Origin of the sequence: Nostoc sp. ChiVER01, from assembly GCF_034531155.1 — a bacterium.
Taxonomy (GTDB): domain Bacteria; phylum Cyanobacteriota; class Cyanobacteriia; order Cyanobacteriales; family Nostocaceae; genus Nostoc.
The window spans coordinates 13,894-30,051 of the sequence record NZ_JAVRBS010000044.1 but is presented as its reverse complement, the minus strand read 5'-3'; the positions used below and the strand labels follow the sequence as shown (position 1 = coordinate 30,051).

The 16,158-nt window shown below is 41.0% G+C and carries 18 protein-coding genes; 10 read left to right on the top strand and 8 right to left on the bottom strand.

Annotation, left to right across the window (positions count from 1 at the left end; genetic code table 11):
- Positions 1-8: 8 nt before the first annotated feature.
- From cbiD to RMY00_RS33800, 5 genes are all read right to left on the bottom strand, one after another.
- Entirely contained in the window at positions 9-1,112 is a 1,104-nt protein-coding gene (cbiD, locus tag RMY00_RS33820; RefSeq protein ID WP_322651738.1) for a cobalt-precorrin-5B (C(1))-methyltransferase CbiD, read from the bottom strand.
- A 217-nt stretch (positions 1,113-1,329) separates the two neighbouring features.
- Positions 1,330-1,905, bottom strand: a complete 576-nt coding sequence (locus RMY00_RS33815) for a hypothetical protein (RefSeq protein WP_322651737.1) — start codon at positions 1,903-1,905, stop codon at positions 1,330-1,332.
- Positions 1,906-2,127: 222 nt separating this feature from the next.
- Entirely contained in the window at positions 2,128-2,424 is a 297-nt protein-coding gene (locus RMY00_RS33810; RefSeq protein WP_322651736.1) for a hypothetical protein, read from the bottom strand.
- Between the two features lie 36 nt (positions 2,425-2,460).
- Positions 2,461-3,057, bottom strand: a complete 597-nt coding sequence (locus RMY00_RS33805) for a DUF3177 family protein (protein ID WP_322651735.1) — start codon at positions 3,055-3,057, stop codon at positions 2,461-2,463.
- Positions 3,058-3,731: 674 nt separating this feature from the next.
- Positions 3,732-3,977 (bottom strand): Calvin cycle protein CP12, encoded by a 246-nt coding sequence (locus RMY00_RS33800; protein WP_322651734.1) that lies wholly within the window; start codon positions 3,975-3,977, stop codon positions 3,732-3,734.
- A 370-nt stretch (positions 3,978-4,347) separates the two neighbouring features.
- Here RMY00_RS33800 and RMY00_RS33795 point away from each other — a divergent pair, with 370 nt between their 5' ends.
- The 3 genes from RMY00_RS33795 (at position 4,348) to kdpA (ending at position 8,428) form a co-directional block, all read left to right on the top strand.
- Entirely contained in the window at positions 4,348-5,583 is a 1,236-nt protein-coding gene (locus RMY00_RS33795) for an FIST signal transduction protein (RefSeq protein ID WP_322651733.1), read from the top strand.
- 187 nt (positions 5,584-5,770) lie between these two features.
- Entirely contained in the window at positions 5,771-6,082 is a 312-nt protein-coding gene (locus RMY00_RS33790; RefSeq protein WP_322651732.1) for a hypothetical protein, read from the top strand.
- A gap of 600 nt (positions 6,083-6,682) precedes the next feature.
- Positions 6,683-8,428, top strand: coding sequence for a potassium-transporting ATPase subunit KdpA (gene kdpA, locus RMY00_RS33785; RefSeq protein ID WP_322651731.1), 1,746 nt, complete (start codon positions 6,683-6,685; stop codon positions 8,426-8,428).
- Here kdpA and RMY00_RS33780 read toward each other — a convergent pair.
- Positions 8,412-8,735: a hypothetical protein gene (locus RMY00_RS33780; protein ID WP_322651730.1), complete on the bottom strand. Its 324-nt coding sequence runs from the start codon at positions 8,733-8,735 to the stop codon at positions 8,412-8,414. The two genes, kdpA and RMY00_RS33780, sit on opposite strands and share 17 nt — an antisense overlap.
- Here RMY00_RS33780 and kdpB point away from each other — a divergent pair.
- The 7 genes from kdpB (at position 8,729) to RMY00_RS33745 (ending at position 13,926) form a co-directional block, all read left to right on the top strand.
- Positions 8,729-10,870, top strand: coding sequence for a potassium-transporting ATPase subunit KdpB (gene kdpB, locus RMY00_RS33775; RefSeq protein WP_322651729.1), 2,142 nt, complete (start codon positions 8,729-8,731; stop codon positions 10,868-10,870). The genes RMY00_RS33780 and kdpB overlap by 7 nt on opposite strands.
- Positions 10,871-10,876: 6 nt before the next feature.
- Positions 10,877-11,146, top strand: a complete 270-nt coding sequence (locus RMY00_RS33770; protein WP_322651728.1) for a potassium-transporting ATPase subunit F — start codon at positions 10,877-10,879, stop codon at positions 11,144-11,146.
- A complete protein-coding gene (kdpC, locus tag RMY00_RS33765) occupies positions 11,146-11,784 on the top strand; it encodes a K(+)-transporting ATPase subunit C (RefSeq protein ID WP_322651727.1) in 639 nt (212 codons plus the stop codon). The genes RMY00_RS33770 and kdpC overlap by 1 nt, the downstream gene beginning before the upstream one ends.
- Positions 11,785-12,340: 556 nt before the next feature.
- A complete protein-coding gene (locus tag RMY00_RS33760; RefSeq protein WP_322651726.1) occupies positions 12,341-12,736 on the top strand; it encodes a TrkA C-terminal domain-containing protein in 396 nt (131 codons plus the stop codon).
- On the top strand, positions 12,702-13,040 hold the full coding sequence (locus tag RMY00_RS33755; RefSeq protein WP_322651725.1) for a hypothetical protein: 339 nt from the start codon (positions 12,702-12,704) through the stop codon (positions 13,038-13,040). The genes RMY00_RS33760 and RMY00_RS33755 overlap by 35 nt, the downstream gene beginning before the upstream one ends.
- 83 nt (positions 13,041-13,123) lie before the next feature.
- A complete protein-coding gene (locus RMY00_RS33750; protein WP_322651724.1) occupies positions 13,124-13,672 on the top strand; it encodes a pentapeptide repeat-containing protein in 549 nt (182 codons plus the stop codon).
- Complete coding sequence (locus RMY00_RS33745; protein WP_322651723.1) at positions 13,672-13,926, top strand: hypothetical protein; 255 nt, start codon at positions 13,672-13,674, stop codon at positions 13,924-13,926. Before RMY00_RS33750 ends, RMY00_RS33745 begins: the two co-directional genes overlap by 1 nt.
- A gap of 50 nt (positions 13,927-13,976) precedes the next feature.
- On the opposite strand, the gene RMY00_RS33740 is transcribed toward RMY00_RS33745, so the two are convergent.
- On the bottom strand, positions 13,977-15,002 hold the full coding sequence (locus tag RMY00_RS33740) for a phosphatase PAP2 family protein (RefSeq protein ID WP_322651722.1): 1,026 nt from the start codon (positions 15,000-15,002) through the stop codon (positions 13,977-13,979).
- 256 nt (positions 15,003-15,258) lie between these two features.
- Positions 15,259-15,903, bottom strand: a complete 645-nt coding sequence (locus tag RMY00_RS33735) for an HMA2 domain-containing protein (RefSeq protein WP_322651721.1) — start codon at positions 15,901-15,903, stop codon at positions 15,259-15,261.
- Positions 15,904-16,158: the final 255 nt, after the last annotated feature.

Here is a 16,158-nt window from a genome sequence, read left to right as displayed (position 1 = left end):
TAACATAATTATCCCATCAACAGACCAGCAGTTTTACTCTTCACGATAATTTTGCGATCGCGATCAAAGAGGATAGAGCCACAGATTGTACTTCCTGTGCTGCTTTCCCTATGATTTTGGATGTATTCTTGAGAACGAACATCGATAGTTTCGGCGATCGCACTGTAAACTTGATTTACCCAATCACTACCAGTTGATGCATCTAGAGATTTTAGATATGTTAGTGCGGCTTCGGCAGTTGCACTGTTAAATACAGCTTGGATATCTAGTGATTTTAAACCTGCGATCGCACAATGGGCTGCCAAAATTTCCCGCCGTCCATCAGCCAAGTAGTGATGGGTGTGAAAAATCCCTCCGGCTAGTTTTATCAACTTACCGTGATAGCCAAATAATAAAATTTCTTTCACGCCTAGCACATCAGCTTCTACTAACATTGGGCCAAGCCAGTTAGCAGTTTTGACCAATTGCTCAGGATTAATCCCTAGTTTACGCGCCAAATCTAGTCCATTTTCCCCGATACAGAATACTAAACTTTCAAAACGACTGGCTTTATTTTGTAATTCAGCCCGAAATACTGCAAGCTGATCTGGTGTACTCAAGGGTTGAGAAATGCCAGTTGTCCCTAAAAGGGAAAGTCCTTCAACTACACCAAAAGCAGAATTTGAAGTGCGAACAGCAAGCGATCGCCCTTCGGGTAGAATAATTGTCACCGTGATTTTTTCCCCCGGTGCTAGCATTCGTTGTAAATTCTCGCGTAAAAGCCTTTGAGCATAAGCGTAAATAGCTGGCTTGTCGTCAGCATTCATCTGTCTGCCAATTCCTTCCCCGCCTTTAATAATTACTGCTTCCCCCTCTTCTCTCCATTCCACCAATGCCCAAATCGGTGTATTTTTAGTCAAATCGAGATTATCACCAGGATCGCTACGGGTGATCGCTAAAGCTGTATTTTCAGATAATCCTGCTACCTGTTCAATGGGGATTTCTGCGATTTGAGCGGGTTCAATCAAATCTATAGATGCTAAAGTTAGGGGTTGGCGATCGCGTAACCAATGTAAAGCTGCAACAGCAGCAGCGCACGCAAAGACGGGAAGTGTGTATCCAGAACGGGACATTTTTTAAATTTAAAAGTCAAAATAATTCTTCAAAGTTTTTCGCCCAGCCTCTCATAGAGAAGACAGTTTCAGACGGCAATTTAGACCCCAACTGTAGCTTGCTTCCTTCAGAGTAAGATTACTGTTGAGAAGATGTTGATAACCTTTGCATCATCCAAACTAGCGGATTGATTCAGTTCGCTGCAACAGCGTTGTTGTGTCGCATCTGTTGCCATTGTTAAATTCTTTTCCATTTTGGTTTATGGCTAAATTCTGTCATCAATAGAAGAGCGGCAACAGAACTTAGAGTAACTATGCCTGTAACCCAAATTACTAGCGAACTTGGCTTGAAATGCTCTGGATAAATTTTGTAGAGTACACCTAATGCAACCACATTACATGCACCAACCAGCACCGCACAGGCAAAATCATGAAAACGACGTGCCTTGTTTGCACTAACTGTCCATCGAGTTTCAGTGTTGTAGCTTGGCAACTCTAGGCTGGAATTATTAAGACGCTCTAGCTCCGATAAATATTGTCGAAGATTCGTGAGTGTTTTTTCATATTTGTAGTTGAGGAGAACCAAGCATACAGAAGCAATTGAGAATCCATACACAAGCCACTCAATCAGTAAAGCATTTGGCTCTTCGATCCGTTTCGATGCGACAAGCCCTGCAATCAACCCCACAACAAGCGTAATGTAAAGAGATAGAGCGTGCTGTCGTTGAACAATTCGTGCATTTACTTCGTTGTATGCAGCAATGTAACGATAATTTGCTGAAACACGATCTGAAAGGATCACAGGTTGCATCATCTTCTATGGCTTTGGGCAGTTTGGCTTTTCAACAAAAGGAATGTCCAAATTTTAACCGAGTGTTACGGGGCTGGCGATAAACCAGGAACGTAGCCTACATATAGATTTGCATCGGAGTCGCGCTCGACGATCGCAGTAAAAGTTCTCATAAAAAATTGACTGTAAATTATCTATAAGCGTTGCTGTAGTCAGTCTACCAACTAACTTGAGACAAAATTTTAGTTAGACTCCCACTTCTAATAATAGAGCTTCCATAGCTTTCCAAGAAATTCCTTGTTGAATATAACGCGGTGCTTCAGGATTATAAGGACTAGCGACTCGATCAATATTGAGGATATTTGCCCCATCTGGTAGAACTGGTACATCTGCATCAAATGCTGTAGGACGCATCAAAGAACTAGAAAAGCCTTTGAAAATAGCAATTGTATCTTCCTCACCAGCAATTTCCACCGTTACAAGTAGAACTTCTTGCGGGCGTTTAGCGGTGTATTGTTCCAGTCGCTTGCCAATGGAATCCATTTTTTTAAGAGTAGGGGTATGGTAGTGCAACGATGCTTACTGTGGTGTAGCCGAGCGTCCCTGCTTGCCCAGTTTAATCAGAACAAAGTAGCTTAAGTAAAGCACATAAATTACTAAACTAGTTATGCCGAGAAAACCTAAAAACTCAGTCTTGCTATTAGCATGAAAATATTCTTTGAATAGCAACGGAGCCTCAAACCAAACGCGACAATAGGAAGTCTTTAGCGCACTACCAGAAAAAGCACAACCTAAAAAAGGGATAAAGGCTAGTGTACCTAAAATACAATAAACAGTTGTCGCCCAGCGCCAAGAAGTAAAAATCAATTTCAAAGCGCCACTGGTTTGATACTCAATTTCATCGTTGATATCTACCCAGAACCACAGCGAAATCGGGATTAATATCTGAGCTATCAATCCAGAAATAAAGCTAACTGGATACTGAGCAATCATTAAGTAAACCGTGATTGCTACTAGGCTTGATACTCGCCAGTATATACCCAATAAGCGTTGTATGCCTTCCGCTTTTTGCACAAATGCCCAAATTAGAAGAATTAGCGGAATAACTACCAGGAATAATACTGCCAGTCGGTAATCCATCCAGACGAAAGGGCGAAACCAAACGTTATAGTCCATAGTTTTTCTCAAACGATAAATAAAACATTTTTAACCAAGAACAAAATCCATAACTGACAAACTGTAAGCTATTAGCTAGCTATTAGTCTATCTATAATTACATAACAGTTTAATCAAAGCACAAAGTCTAGCCTTAAGACTGCGCTCTAACTTCTTTGTGCAAACAAGTGGCTACCCAACTTATACTATTTCACGGAATTTATACTGTAAATACGTTTGTAGGGGCATACAGATGTACGCCCCTACAGTCAATTCATTTGTTGCAAAGATTTTTGGAAAAGGTATTAAATAGTAAATTGTTTAATTCACTTTCCTCAATCTCTCTATTTGGTAAAAAACAAGCAACTAAAGACCCTAATCTCAGATTTTGCACCTATTTGCAAGTAGCATCAGGAAGAGTTCTAAAACCCATCCACCGACTATATACTCGACACTCTCGGACAACACCCCAATTTTTTGGGTGTAAAAGTTTCCTTTTAAGATAAAAAACCTCAAATCTTAACCCTTATACATCCGTAACTCTAGATATTTCATCAATTGTTTACCTCTTAGAGCAAATGATGAAAGAGGCGAGTAAAATTTTAGGCGGGAGTGAGGTGAGAGTCCAAGATTTGAGTAAGTCAATTTCGGTTGCTTGTTTACTAAACGAACATAAAATTTACTTGTCTAAATTTTTAGTCGTCGTAAACTCGGCATTCAATTGCATCTGGATTGTCATCACAATACTGTTCTAGAGAATTTTTGGGCTTGCTTTGGCGCTTGTGGGAAGCTTCGGCTTGCAATTCTTCTACTGCATCCCAAGCAGCAGCACACTCTGGTGAGTTGCTACCGTTAACATCACAGACAGTACGCGCTTGCTCGACTTCTTCTTGGATTTTCTCTTGAATATCGCTCTTTGCTGTTTCTTGGATGTTGGTCATTGCTTTAGTCTCGTTGTGTGTTGTTAATACTAGTATAGAAAAACTTCAGAAATGGCAGATTTTAGCTTGAGTAATAACCATTCTAACCATTCATCTCATAACTTAGTACTTTAACCTATTGATTTATAACCAATACAGTAAACTGCCGCATCTATAATGCATTCATCTTTATTTTTTAAGATTTTGTGGAATTAGTACCATAGATAAACAATCATACAATATATTTAGATGCATCTATTAGGGAATGACAACCCCAGCTTCTTGGGATGGAGGAGACAAAAGGCTGGCACTAATTTTTGTAGGATGCAATTCTTCCCAAAATCAAAAATCAAAACCTACTAGCCCAAAAAGAGAAAGAAGCTCAAAACTCATGGCAGACCAAATGCAGTGGGCAAACGCCCTATCAACCCGTCATTCTTTGGAAGCAGCTGTTACAGATGTGGTGGAACGAGCTGTCTCATCGTTAACAGCACCTGCGGATCTAGGACTGGTATTTATTTCGTCTGCTTTTACGAGTGAGTATTCCCGACTGTTACCTTTGTTAGCTGAGAAACTTTCTGTGCCTGTGCTAATTGGCTGTAGTGGTGGAGGTGTGATTGGGACGACAGTTAACGGAGAAATCCAAGAATTAGAAGCTGAACCAGCTATTAGCTTGACTTTAGCACACCTTCCAGGGGTGAAGGTTCAAGTTTTTCATGTTGTTGCTGAAGAATTACCTGATTTAGATAGTTCGCCAGATGCTTGGGTTGATTTGCTCGGTGTGCCAGCATCACCGGCACCACAGTTCATTTTGCTGTCTAGTTCTTTCGCTTCTGGAATCAACGATTTATTGCAGGGGTTGGATTTTGCTTATCCAGGATCGGTGATAGTGGGGGGACAGGCTAGTGGTGGCGGTATGGGTGGTCGTGTTGCCCTTTTTTGTAACGATACTGAAGGCGGGGAATGCCAAAGTTTGTATCGTGAGGGGACTGTTGGTATCGCTTTGACTGGCAATATTGTTTTGGAAACGATTGTAGCCCAAGGATGCCGACCGATTGGCAAACCATTGCAAGTTACAAAAGCCGATCGCAACATCATTTTAGAGTTAGATGAGCAAGTGCCTTTAGTGGTATTGCGAGATTTGATTGCTAGCCTCAGCGAACACGAACGGATTTTAGCACAGCACTCTTTGTTTGTTGGTGTAGCGATGGATGAATTTAAGCTGGCTTTACAACAGGGAGACTTTTTAATTCGTGGTATTCTCGGGGTCGATCCCACAGCTGGAGCGATCGCAATTGGCGATCGCGTCCGTCCAGGACAAAGGCTACAATTCCACCTCCGCGATGCCCAAGCCTCTGCTGAAGACCTAGAATTACTCCTCCAAAGTTATCAACACCAACGAGATTCTGAACCCTCTGCTGTAGCTGCCTTAATGTTTGCCTGTCTGGGGCGAGGTGAAGGACTCTATGGTAAACCCAATTTCGATTCTGAACTATTTCGACGCTACGTTAGCGATATTCCTGTAGGTGGCTTTTTCTGTGGTGGTGAAATCGGCCCTGTTGGTGGCAGAACTTTCTTACACGCCTACACTTCAGCATTTGGAATTTGTCGCCAAAATCAGTTATGAGTTATAAATTAGACTCCTGACTGTATCCTATCTAATTTGTGAAAATTCTCGGTGTCCAGTTCCCCGACTTCGTAAAAGTTCTCGGGGATCTAACTTTTCACGAATGATTTAGGATTGCTATAGTAGCGTGTTATTAAACTAAGAAGTAATTTCAGTATTTAAATATTATTTATGGAAAGCTACTAGCATGGGAAATAACAATCAAATAATACCATTACTAACAGAAGCTGACAGAGAAGAGTTAGAAGGCGTTGTGCAAGTGTTAGCAAACGTAACTAAGCTCCCTATTGAAGTGGTTAAGCCACATTTTGATGCATTGCTTGAGCAGTTGATCAAATCAAAACAGGAGCAACCATTTTACAAAACTGCAACGGCTCTTGAGTGGATAACAGCTTTTCGGAAATGGGCAGAGAGCCATAGGCGAGATACACCCTTACTATCAGAGTATGCTTTAAGTCGGGCTGGAATATACGATGATGACGAAAACGAAGATATTTAAGTGACTTATCTTGTCGACTCCACCCTAACCCTCCCCTTATAAAGGGGAGGGAACCAGATTTTTCTTGTTTCCCCCCAATATATCGGGGGGATTAAGGGGGGTAAAAATGTGATTAAAAGCACAAGATACCATTTTCAAACATCCTCTTAGAGACTTTAATCGCTACGTTTCTGAAGTCATCGCTGTAAAGCCAACTAGCTTTACATTACCCCATCCGTGAGAGCTAATGAGGTTGTCACCTCAAACTCTTTTTTCATTAGGTGAAAAATCAGATAGGCTATTTGCGCTCAAACAGGATGCTTTACTTGAGAGCAAATAGCTGTTTATTTAGCATTTAGCTGTCTTTCTATATTTGCAGATATATATCGAGATAAACGCTCTGAATAATTGTATATATAAACAAATATATTCCTTGCAGAGGCTAGTTTAAATATTCATTTATACCTTGTGGTCTCTCATAAAAAGCTCGATGATTAATTGAGAAAGCACATACTTATAGGTTAGCTAACAACGAGAGCGAAATACTTTATTGTTTGCTTTAAATCATAGTAAAAGATATTTACTAATCATCTAACTTTATGTCGGAGTTCGATTAATCCAATGTTAGAAGGATGGATTCAAATTGCATTGACGTTACTAATTGTAGTAGCGATTACTCCATTTTTTGGGCGCTATATGGCGCATGTATACCTAGAGGAAAGGACTTTTCTTGACCCAATTTTGAATCCGGTTGAGCGAGTGCTTTATGCCTTGATTGGTGTTAAAAACAAAGAAAATATGACGGGCTGGCAGTATGGCCGGGCAATCCTGTATAGCAATGTAGTAATGGGGTTGCTGATTTTCTTTATCATCATGAATCAGGGATGGTTGCCCCTCAACCCTACGGGGATAAATGCCCCAACTTGGGATACAGCACTGCATACTACTATTTCTTTTATTACTAATACTAACCAGCAGCACTATTCTGGTGAAACCTACATGAGCTATGGCAGCCAAGTGTGGGGGCTTGGTTATCACATGTTCACCTCTGCTGCGACTGGTTTGGCGGTAGGAATTGCTTTTATTCGGGGATTGACTGGTAGATCGTTAGGCAACTTTTATGTAGACCTAATTCGCTCGATTACCCGAATTTTGCTGCCTATTTGTATTGTGGGCGGGATTGTCTTGATGGCTGCTGGCGTTCCCGAAACTCTGGGGGGTGCAGTTGTCTTCCCTACCTTGGAAGATGCGAATATTAGTCAAGCTATCGCTCGTGGCCCTGTTGCCCATTTTGAAATTATCAAGCAATTAGGGGAAAACGGCGGCGGCTTTTTCGCCATCAACTCGGCACACCCCTTTGAAAATCCGAGCGGACTTACTAACTTAATTCAAATCGTGGCGATGCTTTCGATTCCTACTTCCCTAATCTACACTTATGGGTTGTTTGCGAATAACACTAAGCAAGCTTGGTTAGTCTACGGCATGGTAGGCGTTCTCTATTTAGTATTTGTCATCGTCACTGCCATTGGTGAATACAACGGCAATCCGGCTGTGAATTCACTGCTGGGTAGTCAGCAAGTGAATTTAGAGGGTAAAGAAGTCCGGTTTGGTTGGGCAGAATCTGCGCTATTTGCAACGAGTACAACTGGTACCATGTGCGGCGCAGTCAATAGTTTACACGACTCCTTTATGCCCAACGGCGGTTTTATTACCCTTTCTAATATGTTCCTGCAAATTATTTGGGGTGGGCAGGGTACTGGAACTGCTTATTTGTTCGCTTATTTGATTCTGGCTGTGTTCGCTACAGGGTTGATGGTAGGACGCACACCAGAATTTTTGGGACGCAAGATTGAGAAGCGCGAGGTTGTACTTGCTAGTTTCCTGATTCTGTTGGTTCACCCGATCGCAATTATGATTCCCGCAGGTATCGCCTTGGCATTTCCCGATCAACTATCAGGAATTAGTAATCCAGGTTTCCACGGCTTTGCTCAAGTTATTTATGAATATGCCTCGGCTGCTGCTAATAACGGTTCTGGGTTTGAAGGTTTAGGAGATTCACAACCTTCGCCTTTAGCGATCGCTACGGGTGCAAAAACTACTGCAACTGCCCTGTGGTGGAACTTAAGTACTTGCTTCAGTTTAATTGCTGGACGCTATATTCCAATTCTGGGTTTGCTGTTTCTAGCAGATAGTATGTCTCGTAAGCAAGCTGTTCCTTACACGACTGGGACATTGCGAACTGATACCGGACTATTTACAGGCGTTACCGCAGGCGTGATTTTAATCCTGGGCGCACTTACATTCTTCCCAGTACTTGCATTGGGGCCCATTGGGGAAGCCTTTTTTATCGCTAAAGGTATTGGTTAGGGAGTGGGGAGTGGGGAGTGGGGGACAAGGAGACAAGGGGACAAGGGGACTGATTTATCACCTCAGAACTCTGTTCATCCACCTCGGAACTCCGTTTATCCACCTCGAAACTCCGTTCATCCACCTCGAAACTCCGTTTATCCACTTTGGAACTCCGTTTATCCACCTTGGAACTCCGTTTATCCACCTTGGAACTCCGTTCATCCACTTCGGAACTCCGTTTATCCACCTCGGAACTGGATTCATCCACCTTATCTTCCAATGCCCCATTCCCCAGTTCCCATTCCCAAAATTTAATGTATGCCAATTACTACTGATTCTCCCTCCACCCGTATTGCATCTGGAACTCGTGACTCGCGTAAGCACACCCCTAAAGCAGATATGCGGGGGCTTTACCAGAGAGCAATTCGTGAGTCATTTGTCAAGCTTGATCCGCGAATTACCGTCAAAAACCCAGTTATGTTTGTTGTTTGGGTGGGGACAATTGTCACCTTTCTTGTTAGCCTTAACCCAAATTTGTTTGGCACAATTCAGGCAGATATCAATCAACAACGCTTGTTAAATGGTTTGATTACCTTCATTCTCTTTTTTACACTCGTTTTTGCCAACTTTGCCGAAGCTGTAGCTGAAGGACGCGGTAAAGCACAGGCTGATTCGCTGCGATCGACGCGATCGGATACGATCGCTAATAAAATCCTTCCTGATGGTTCGATACAACAAGTCAATTCTACGGAACTGCGACGGGGCGATTTAGTAAAAGTAGTTGCAAACAATATGATTCCCGCCGATGGAGATGTAATTAAAGGCATCGGCTCGGTGGATGAGTCTGCAATTACTGGAGAATCTGCACCTGTACTGAAGCAACCAGGTACAGATATTGCTAGTTCGGTGACAGGCGGTACACGCCTACTCTCTGATGAGTTGACAATTCGCATTAGTGCTGATCCTGGCCAAGGCTTTATTGATCGCATGATTTCCCTGGTAGAAGGGGCAGAACGCAGCAAGACTCCCAATGAGATTGCTTTAACGGTATTGTTGGCAGTGTTAACCCAAGTTTTCTTGATTGTGGTGGCGACAATGCCCCCATTTGTCGGCTACATTGCCAGCTTTATCAGCACAGCCTTTGGTGCTGAAGCGGGAAACAGTTTACGGGCAGGTGCTAGCGTTGCTATCCTCATCTCGCTACTGGTAGCTTTAATTCCGACAACTATCGGTGGTTTGCTCAGTGCGATCGGTATTGCTGGAATGGATAGAGTTGCTCAATTTAATGTTATTGCTACTTCTGGTCGAGCCGTAGAAGCTTGCGGCGACATCAACACCTTGGTGCTAGATAAGACAGGCACGATTACCTTGGGTAATCGGATGGCCGATGAGTTTATTCCTCTGGATAATCACTCAATAGAAGATGTGGCGCAAGTCTCCTTAGCTGCTAGCTTATTTGATGAAACGCCAGAGGGCAAGTCAATTGTAGTTTTAGCAGAAAAGTCTCAGGCTGCGGTAGACTTCAATCTTGACAAAGCCGAAGGTGTAGAATTTTCGGCGAAAACCCGGATGAGTGGCACAAATCTACCCGATGGTAAACAAATTCGCAAAGGGGCGGTGGATGCCATTAAGGGATTTGTCCGTTCTCGTGGCGGCTATGTTCCTGATGATGTAGACGCAGCTTATGAGCGAGTTTCCCGGTTAGGTGGTACACCTTTAGCTGTCTGCCAAGATGACAAGATTTATGGTGTCATCTACCTCAAAGATATTGTCAAACCTGGTTTGCGGGAACGATTTGACCAACTCCGCCGCATGGGTGTTCGCACGATCATGCTTACAGGTGACAATCGGATTACCGCTTCGGTGATTGCCGAGGAAGCTGGGGTGGATGATTTCATTGCCGAAGCAACTCCAGAAGACAAAATTGAGGTGATTCGCTCTGAACAATCTCAGGGTAAACTGGTGGCAATGACTGGGGATGGTACTAATGATGCACCTGCCTTGGCTCAAGCAAATGTGGGTGTGGCGATGAACTCTGGAACGCAAGCTGCCAAAGAAGCTGCTAACATGGTGGACTTAGACTCTGATCCCACGAAGCTAATTGACTTAGTAACCATCGGTAAACAGTTGCTAATTACTCGTGGAGCGTTGACAACATTCTCCATTGCTAACGATATTGCCAAGTATTTTGCGATCATTCCGACTATCTTCGCAGCTGCTGGAATCGGCGCACTTAATATTATGGGATTAAAGAGTGCCCAATCTGCGATCGTCTCGGCGCTGATTTACAATGCCTTAATTATTCCGGCATTAATTCCGCTAGCACTCAAAGGGGTGAAGTTTTTACCTTTAACAGCAGATCAACTGCTACGTCGTAACATCTTCATCTATGGTCTTGGCGGCATCGTTGCTCCCTTTATTGCCATCAAACTGATAGATATTATCCTACCTTTGTCTTAATTTATTATGAAACCCGTTCATATTCGCCGCACTATTCCTGTATCCCAAGTATTAGAAGAAATAACTGAAATCTGGTGTCAATGGCGTAGACAAAAGCTGCCACTGTATTTATTCCTGGCGATGTGTTTCAACCTAGTGGTTGCACCTCTAGTCTATGCGGCTACTGGTGAACAACTTTCCCGCAGTCAATCTTGGGGATTGGGGCTGTTAGGAATGGTGACATTAGGGCTTTCTATCTATTTATTTTTTGTAATGTTTGTACCGGAGAAATTCTAATGAGTTTTGCACGCGAAGCCGGTAGAGCTGTTCGTTCTACCCTGGTACTTTGGGTTATTGGAGCGATTATTTATCCTTTTGCGATGATTGCCATTGGGCAGATTGTGTTTCCGTTTCAAGCAAACGGTAGTCTACTGAAAAATAGCACTGGTCAAGTTGTAGGATCTGCTTTGATTGGTCAACCTTTTAGTAGCGATCGCTATTTTAACAGTCGTCCCAGTTCCACCAGTTACAGCACAGCCGATCCCAAAAAAGATGATGGGGGAGTTTTGAAAACTGGAGTTTCTGGCGCTAGTAACTTGGCTCCTAGTAATCCCGCATTAATGGAACGCATCAAAGGTAAAGATGATCCAGATCCTAGCAAAAAGGTTGAAGGTGACTTCACTCGTCTGAAAACAGCAGGTGTGCAGCCGACTGGCGATTTAGTCTACACCTCTGGTTCTAGCCTTGATCCTCACATTACTCCCGAAGCTGCGATCGCACAAATTGCCCGAGTAGCTAAGGCGCGAGGAGTTCAGCCGAACCAGTTGGAAACTTTGATTGCTCAAAATACCGATGGTCGTTTTCTTGGCATCTTTGGTGAACCTGGAGTTAATGTATTGAAGCTGAATTTAGCTCTGGATCAAATTAAAGAATAAAGGCATAGGAAATAGCGAAAAAAGATGTTCCTGACTATTGCTACGCACCTGATTCAGAATTAATTATTAATGATTTCTGAAAATCAAAAGGCTTAGATTCCCGACTTATTAGATAAGTTGGGAACTTTGTTTTTACGAATAATTAAGTAGGGCTATATCAATACGGTTCAGTTAAGAATTTCTTTCTTCTCTTTGCGTCCTTGGCGTTCTTGGCGGTTCGTTAAAAAAATTCACTTCAATAAGCAGTTTTAGCCTTAACTGAACCGTATTGGGGTTATATAGCAATCCTATCTCAATACAATTCAGAATGAGCAACAAAACCCTCATGTAGCGATTTATCGCGTCTTCAAAGACCAACCGCAGAGGCGTAGAGAACGCAGAGAGAATAAAAAGAGATTTTCACGAATGATTAAATAGGGGTATATCAAATCTATATATTTAAATATATACCTATATAACTAATTAATAAACACATGTTTTATTTGCTTGGCACATTGTATATATCTAAAAAATATATCTAAAAAAATTTTATTTTGTCTTTAAAGTATTAGACAATATGATCAGAGTTAAAAAATGTTGTGTGTTAAAAAGCAAAAAAGTTTTAAAACCAAGTTTATTTGGTGTTTTAATCGAGGCTAATAGCATTTTTTGTGGTATTTATTTAACTGAAATTAAATTACCAGATCAATGCTTTTTTTTAGGAATTTTAAGAGAAAGTCAAGTCATTTCAGCAACAGATAATCCTAGTATTTTTGCTGGAGACTACATTTTAGCAATAGCAACCCATCACATGATGGTTCCGGCTCTCAAGGTCACTCTCAAGAAAATTCATTCTGTTTACTATTCCCTCAATAGTTGCTTATTAGAAGCTCGACCAATAGACAGCCAATCTGTTAATTCAGATGAAGATGACTCAGATGCAACAACAAGTTTCAATTCAATATATTATTAGACATGACACAAAACCACAGGGAGGAGACATACCGTTTGTAGCAGTTTTTTTTGCTCACATTTGCTTTATGATTGTTTGGGGACTTGTGGTTTTTACAGTTTCATCTGTCTGCAAAGCAATAGAAGATCCCCCAGAAAATTCGGCACAAGATAAAGACGAAATAGTAACTATCAAATATTTACAGCAACATACCTGTGAAAACTGCCAATTTTTTAACAATAACTATTTTCTCAAGTGTGCAGTACATCCTACCACTGCTCTAACCAAACAAGCACTCAATTGCTCTGATTACAGCCCTAAATAGGTGAGTTTCTCACTATTCATAAGACTGTTGCTGAAATATTCCAAATCTCCATAGTAAAATAGCAAATTGTATCAAATAAACTTATGAATGCCTTTTTAAGACTGCTGATTCCGATACCATTTTTCCTTACTACCTCATTGTTTAGCCAAGGTAATAATTTGCTTCGCCAGCATGTGATTCAACAGCTTCAAGAAACAAAAAAATGTTTTGGGTGTAATTTATCGGGAATGAATTTCTCAGGGGCAAACTTACAAAAAATTGACTTGCGCTCGGCAAATCTCCAGGGAGCTAACCTCAAAAATGCTAATCTCCGGTATGCAAATTTAGAGTGGGCAGATATTCGGGACGCAAATCTACAAAGAGCCGATTTAACAGGAGCCAATCTCAAAAATACATTGCTAACTGATGCTGATTTACAAAAGGCAAATTTAGAAGCATCTAACCTAGAAGGAACCGATTTAAGAAATGCCAATCTTAGTCATGCAAATCTCATTAAAGCTTTAAAAAATAACGATATCCAGTATCGTAATTCTGTTACCCTCTGTGAAACAGTATTACCAAATGGAATTATCTCAGGTCGCTGCAATCAATCACCTAATAGTCAATCAGGTTTTTTATCAGGAGTAAATTAATGGTACAGTCCAATGATGAAGATAAAAATAGCTTTCTTTATCCCCGCGATCGCTACCACGGGAAATTTCAGCCAAACAACTTAGTATTTAATGCCAATCTCCAAGAATTTGCTCAAAAAATTAGCTACATCACCAGTTTAGAAACTGCTGGAAAACTACCTCCAAAAATAGCTTTTAGTCAAATAGAAGCACTCTGGAAACAGTTGGAGGATAGTAAAAATAAATTGGGAATTGGTAGCGATCTATCAGTTTAGTTTTGAAAATCGGCCTTATCCGCCACTATCGCCAAAGAAGAACCTACAGATTAGGCTGCTGACAGTGATGAGCGATATTTTTGCTGCAATTCCAAGCTAATAATACAGGCAATCAACCACACTAAACCTGCCCCGTAGCCAGCTGTCACATCAGTTAGCCAATGTACACCAAGATAAAGCCGACTAAAACCGATCGCAGCAATTAAAATAATAGTCAAACCATAAATCCAAAAGCGCCATTCAGGAAACTGCTTTGCCAGAATATAGCTGATAAAACCGTAAATCACTATTGAAACCATTGCATGGCCACTAGGAAAACTGTGTTGACCCACTTTAATAATATGCTTCCACAGCGCAGGACGCGCTCTACCAAATAATAGTTTCATCAAACAATTTAGCAAGGTTGCACCAACTCCAGCGATGCCCAAGATAATTGCTTCTCGGCGACGATTATAAAATAACGGACTAATCGCCAGCCCCAAAGAAGATACCAGCATTACTACTGGATCGCCCATAAAAGTGATACTAAGCATGATGCGATCGCGCAGTGGTGTATGCAACTTCTGGATCAAGAGCAAAATGGCTTCGTCAAGATTATATGCATACAACAGTCCGGTGGCGCATACAAGAGCGCCAACAGCCCCCAATACAGGAATCAGTTGACTACCTGTTTGGTTTAATTGTCGCTGCATAGATATTTGAGGCAGTATGGCTGAATCAGATATGTTTCGGTTATTATCCCTAACAAAAGCAGTATTTTTTTTAGTAACTGCGGCAGAAGCAAGTGATTTACTGCTTTTTTGCCGATAATCTAAGAGAATGTCTTGAATAAGGAGAGCGATCGCGTTTAAACTCTTATCTGGATGAAAGATGACAAGAACATTTCCTGTGTAACTATTAGCACTAGCTTGTGAGATTATTTCCTCTTGCAATAATCTTGATTCAAGATATTTTTTAAGAGCTTCTGAATGATAAAGTCCATTTACTTTATATCTAACTCTTCCTTTAACAGCAGTATGTATTGCTTGAACCCAACAGTTTTGATTAGGAAGTTTATGAAAGTGAGGATTACCCATTTGTTATTGATAATAGAATGCTTTGACTGAAGGCTAGTAGTCTGTCAAGCGAAGTTTGAAGGGCTAAAAGAACGAACCACAAAGACGCTAAGTACACGAAGAAAGAAAGAAGATTAATTGAAAAATTTATCTACTTGTAAAAGTGGCTTGACAGAGTACTAGGGAAGAGAGATTTTGATTAGTTATCTAAATCCCAGTTATTTTAGAGCTACTTACTATTAGCCAGGAATCATTTTAATAGCTACTGTATTAGTAATTACACAAGTTCAGGTTCGCTGGCAGATTTCAGTTTCAAAGGCTGAGAGTTAATCTCACTATTGCCGCGCAATCGCCATCGCTTGTTAGGTAAGATAAACATGGTGGCAGATTTTAGCCTCTTGATTATGCTTCTTGAGGTAGAAAGTATCCGTTCCAAAATGTCTATTCTAACCCTTCGATATACAATAACATTACGTGCTTGGTTTATCTTGCGTGTACTATCAATTAGGTTGATTAGAGCATCCAAGATAGCCTCTATGATTGATTTTGCCATTACCTCTTTTGGTACAACTACATCTTGAGCAGTTTGAATCAGGTTGACTAGATGTTCGCGTATTTGGTTATCTGAAATTACACCTACTTTATAATTAATGACGATAGATGCAGCTTTCGGATTAATACGGACATTTGTAACTCTAGGATCGGATTCTATCGCTAACTTGAGTTGATTAGCATACTCAGTATCTCTAGCTAGCAGAGGAATACGAAAACGAATTCGCCCAGGAATAGTATGAACAATGCTATAAAATATCTTTTTGGATGGCACTGTTTTATTAGCTACGTTTATAGCTGCCTTTTTTGGTGGTAAATGCAGATTAAGGTTAGTGTTTTTGTCAGAATTAGACCGTTTCATAGAAGTCATAGTACTATTTTTTAATTTCAAAACACAAAAGATGCAAGCAGGTTTATAAACTTATCTATTGATGTTCTAAGAGAGCGTTTTATTGAGTTACATTGACTTTACTTTAGTCATACATATTTTTTTAAGTTTAAAAATCTATCTCAGTAGGGAATCTAGTTGTCGCTGCTATCAGGTTGATTAAGTTTCTTTAACACTGTGGGTCATTAATAATAATGGAATAATCAAGATGATAAACGTTAAAGAAGGCAAAAGGAA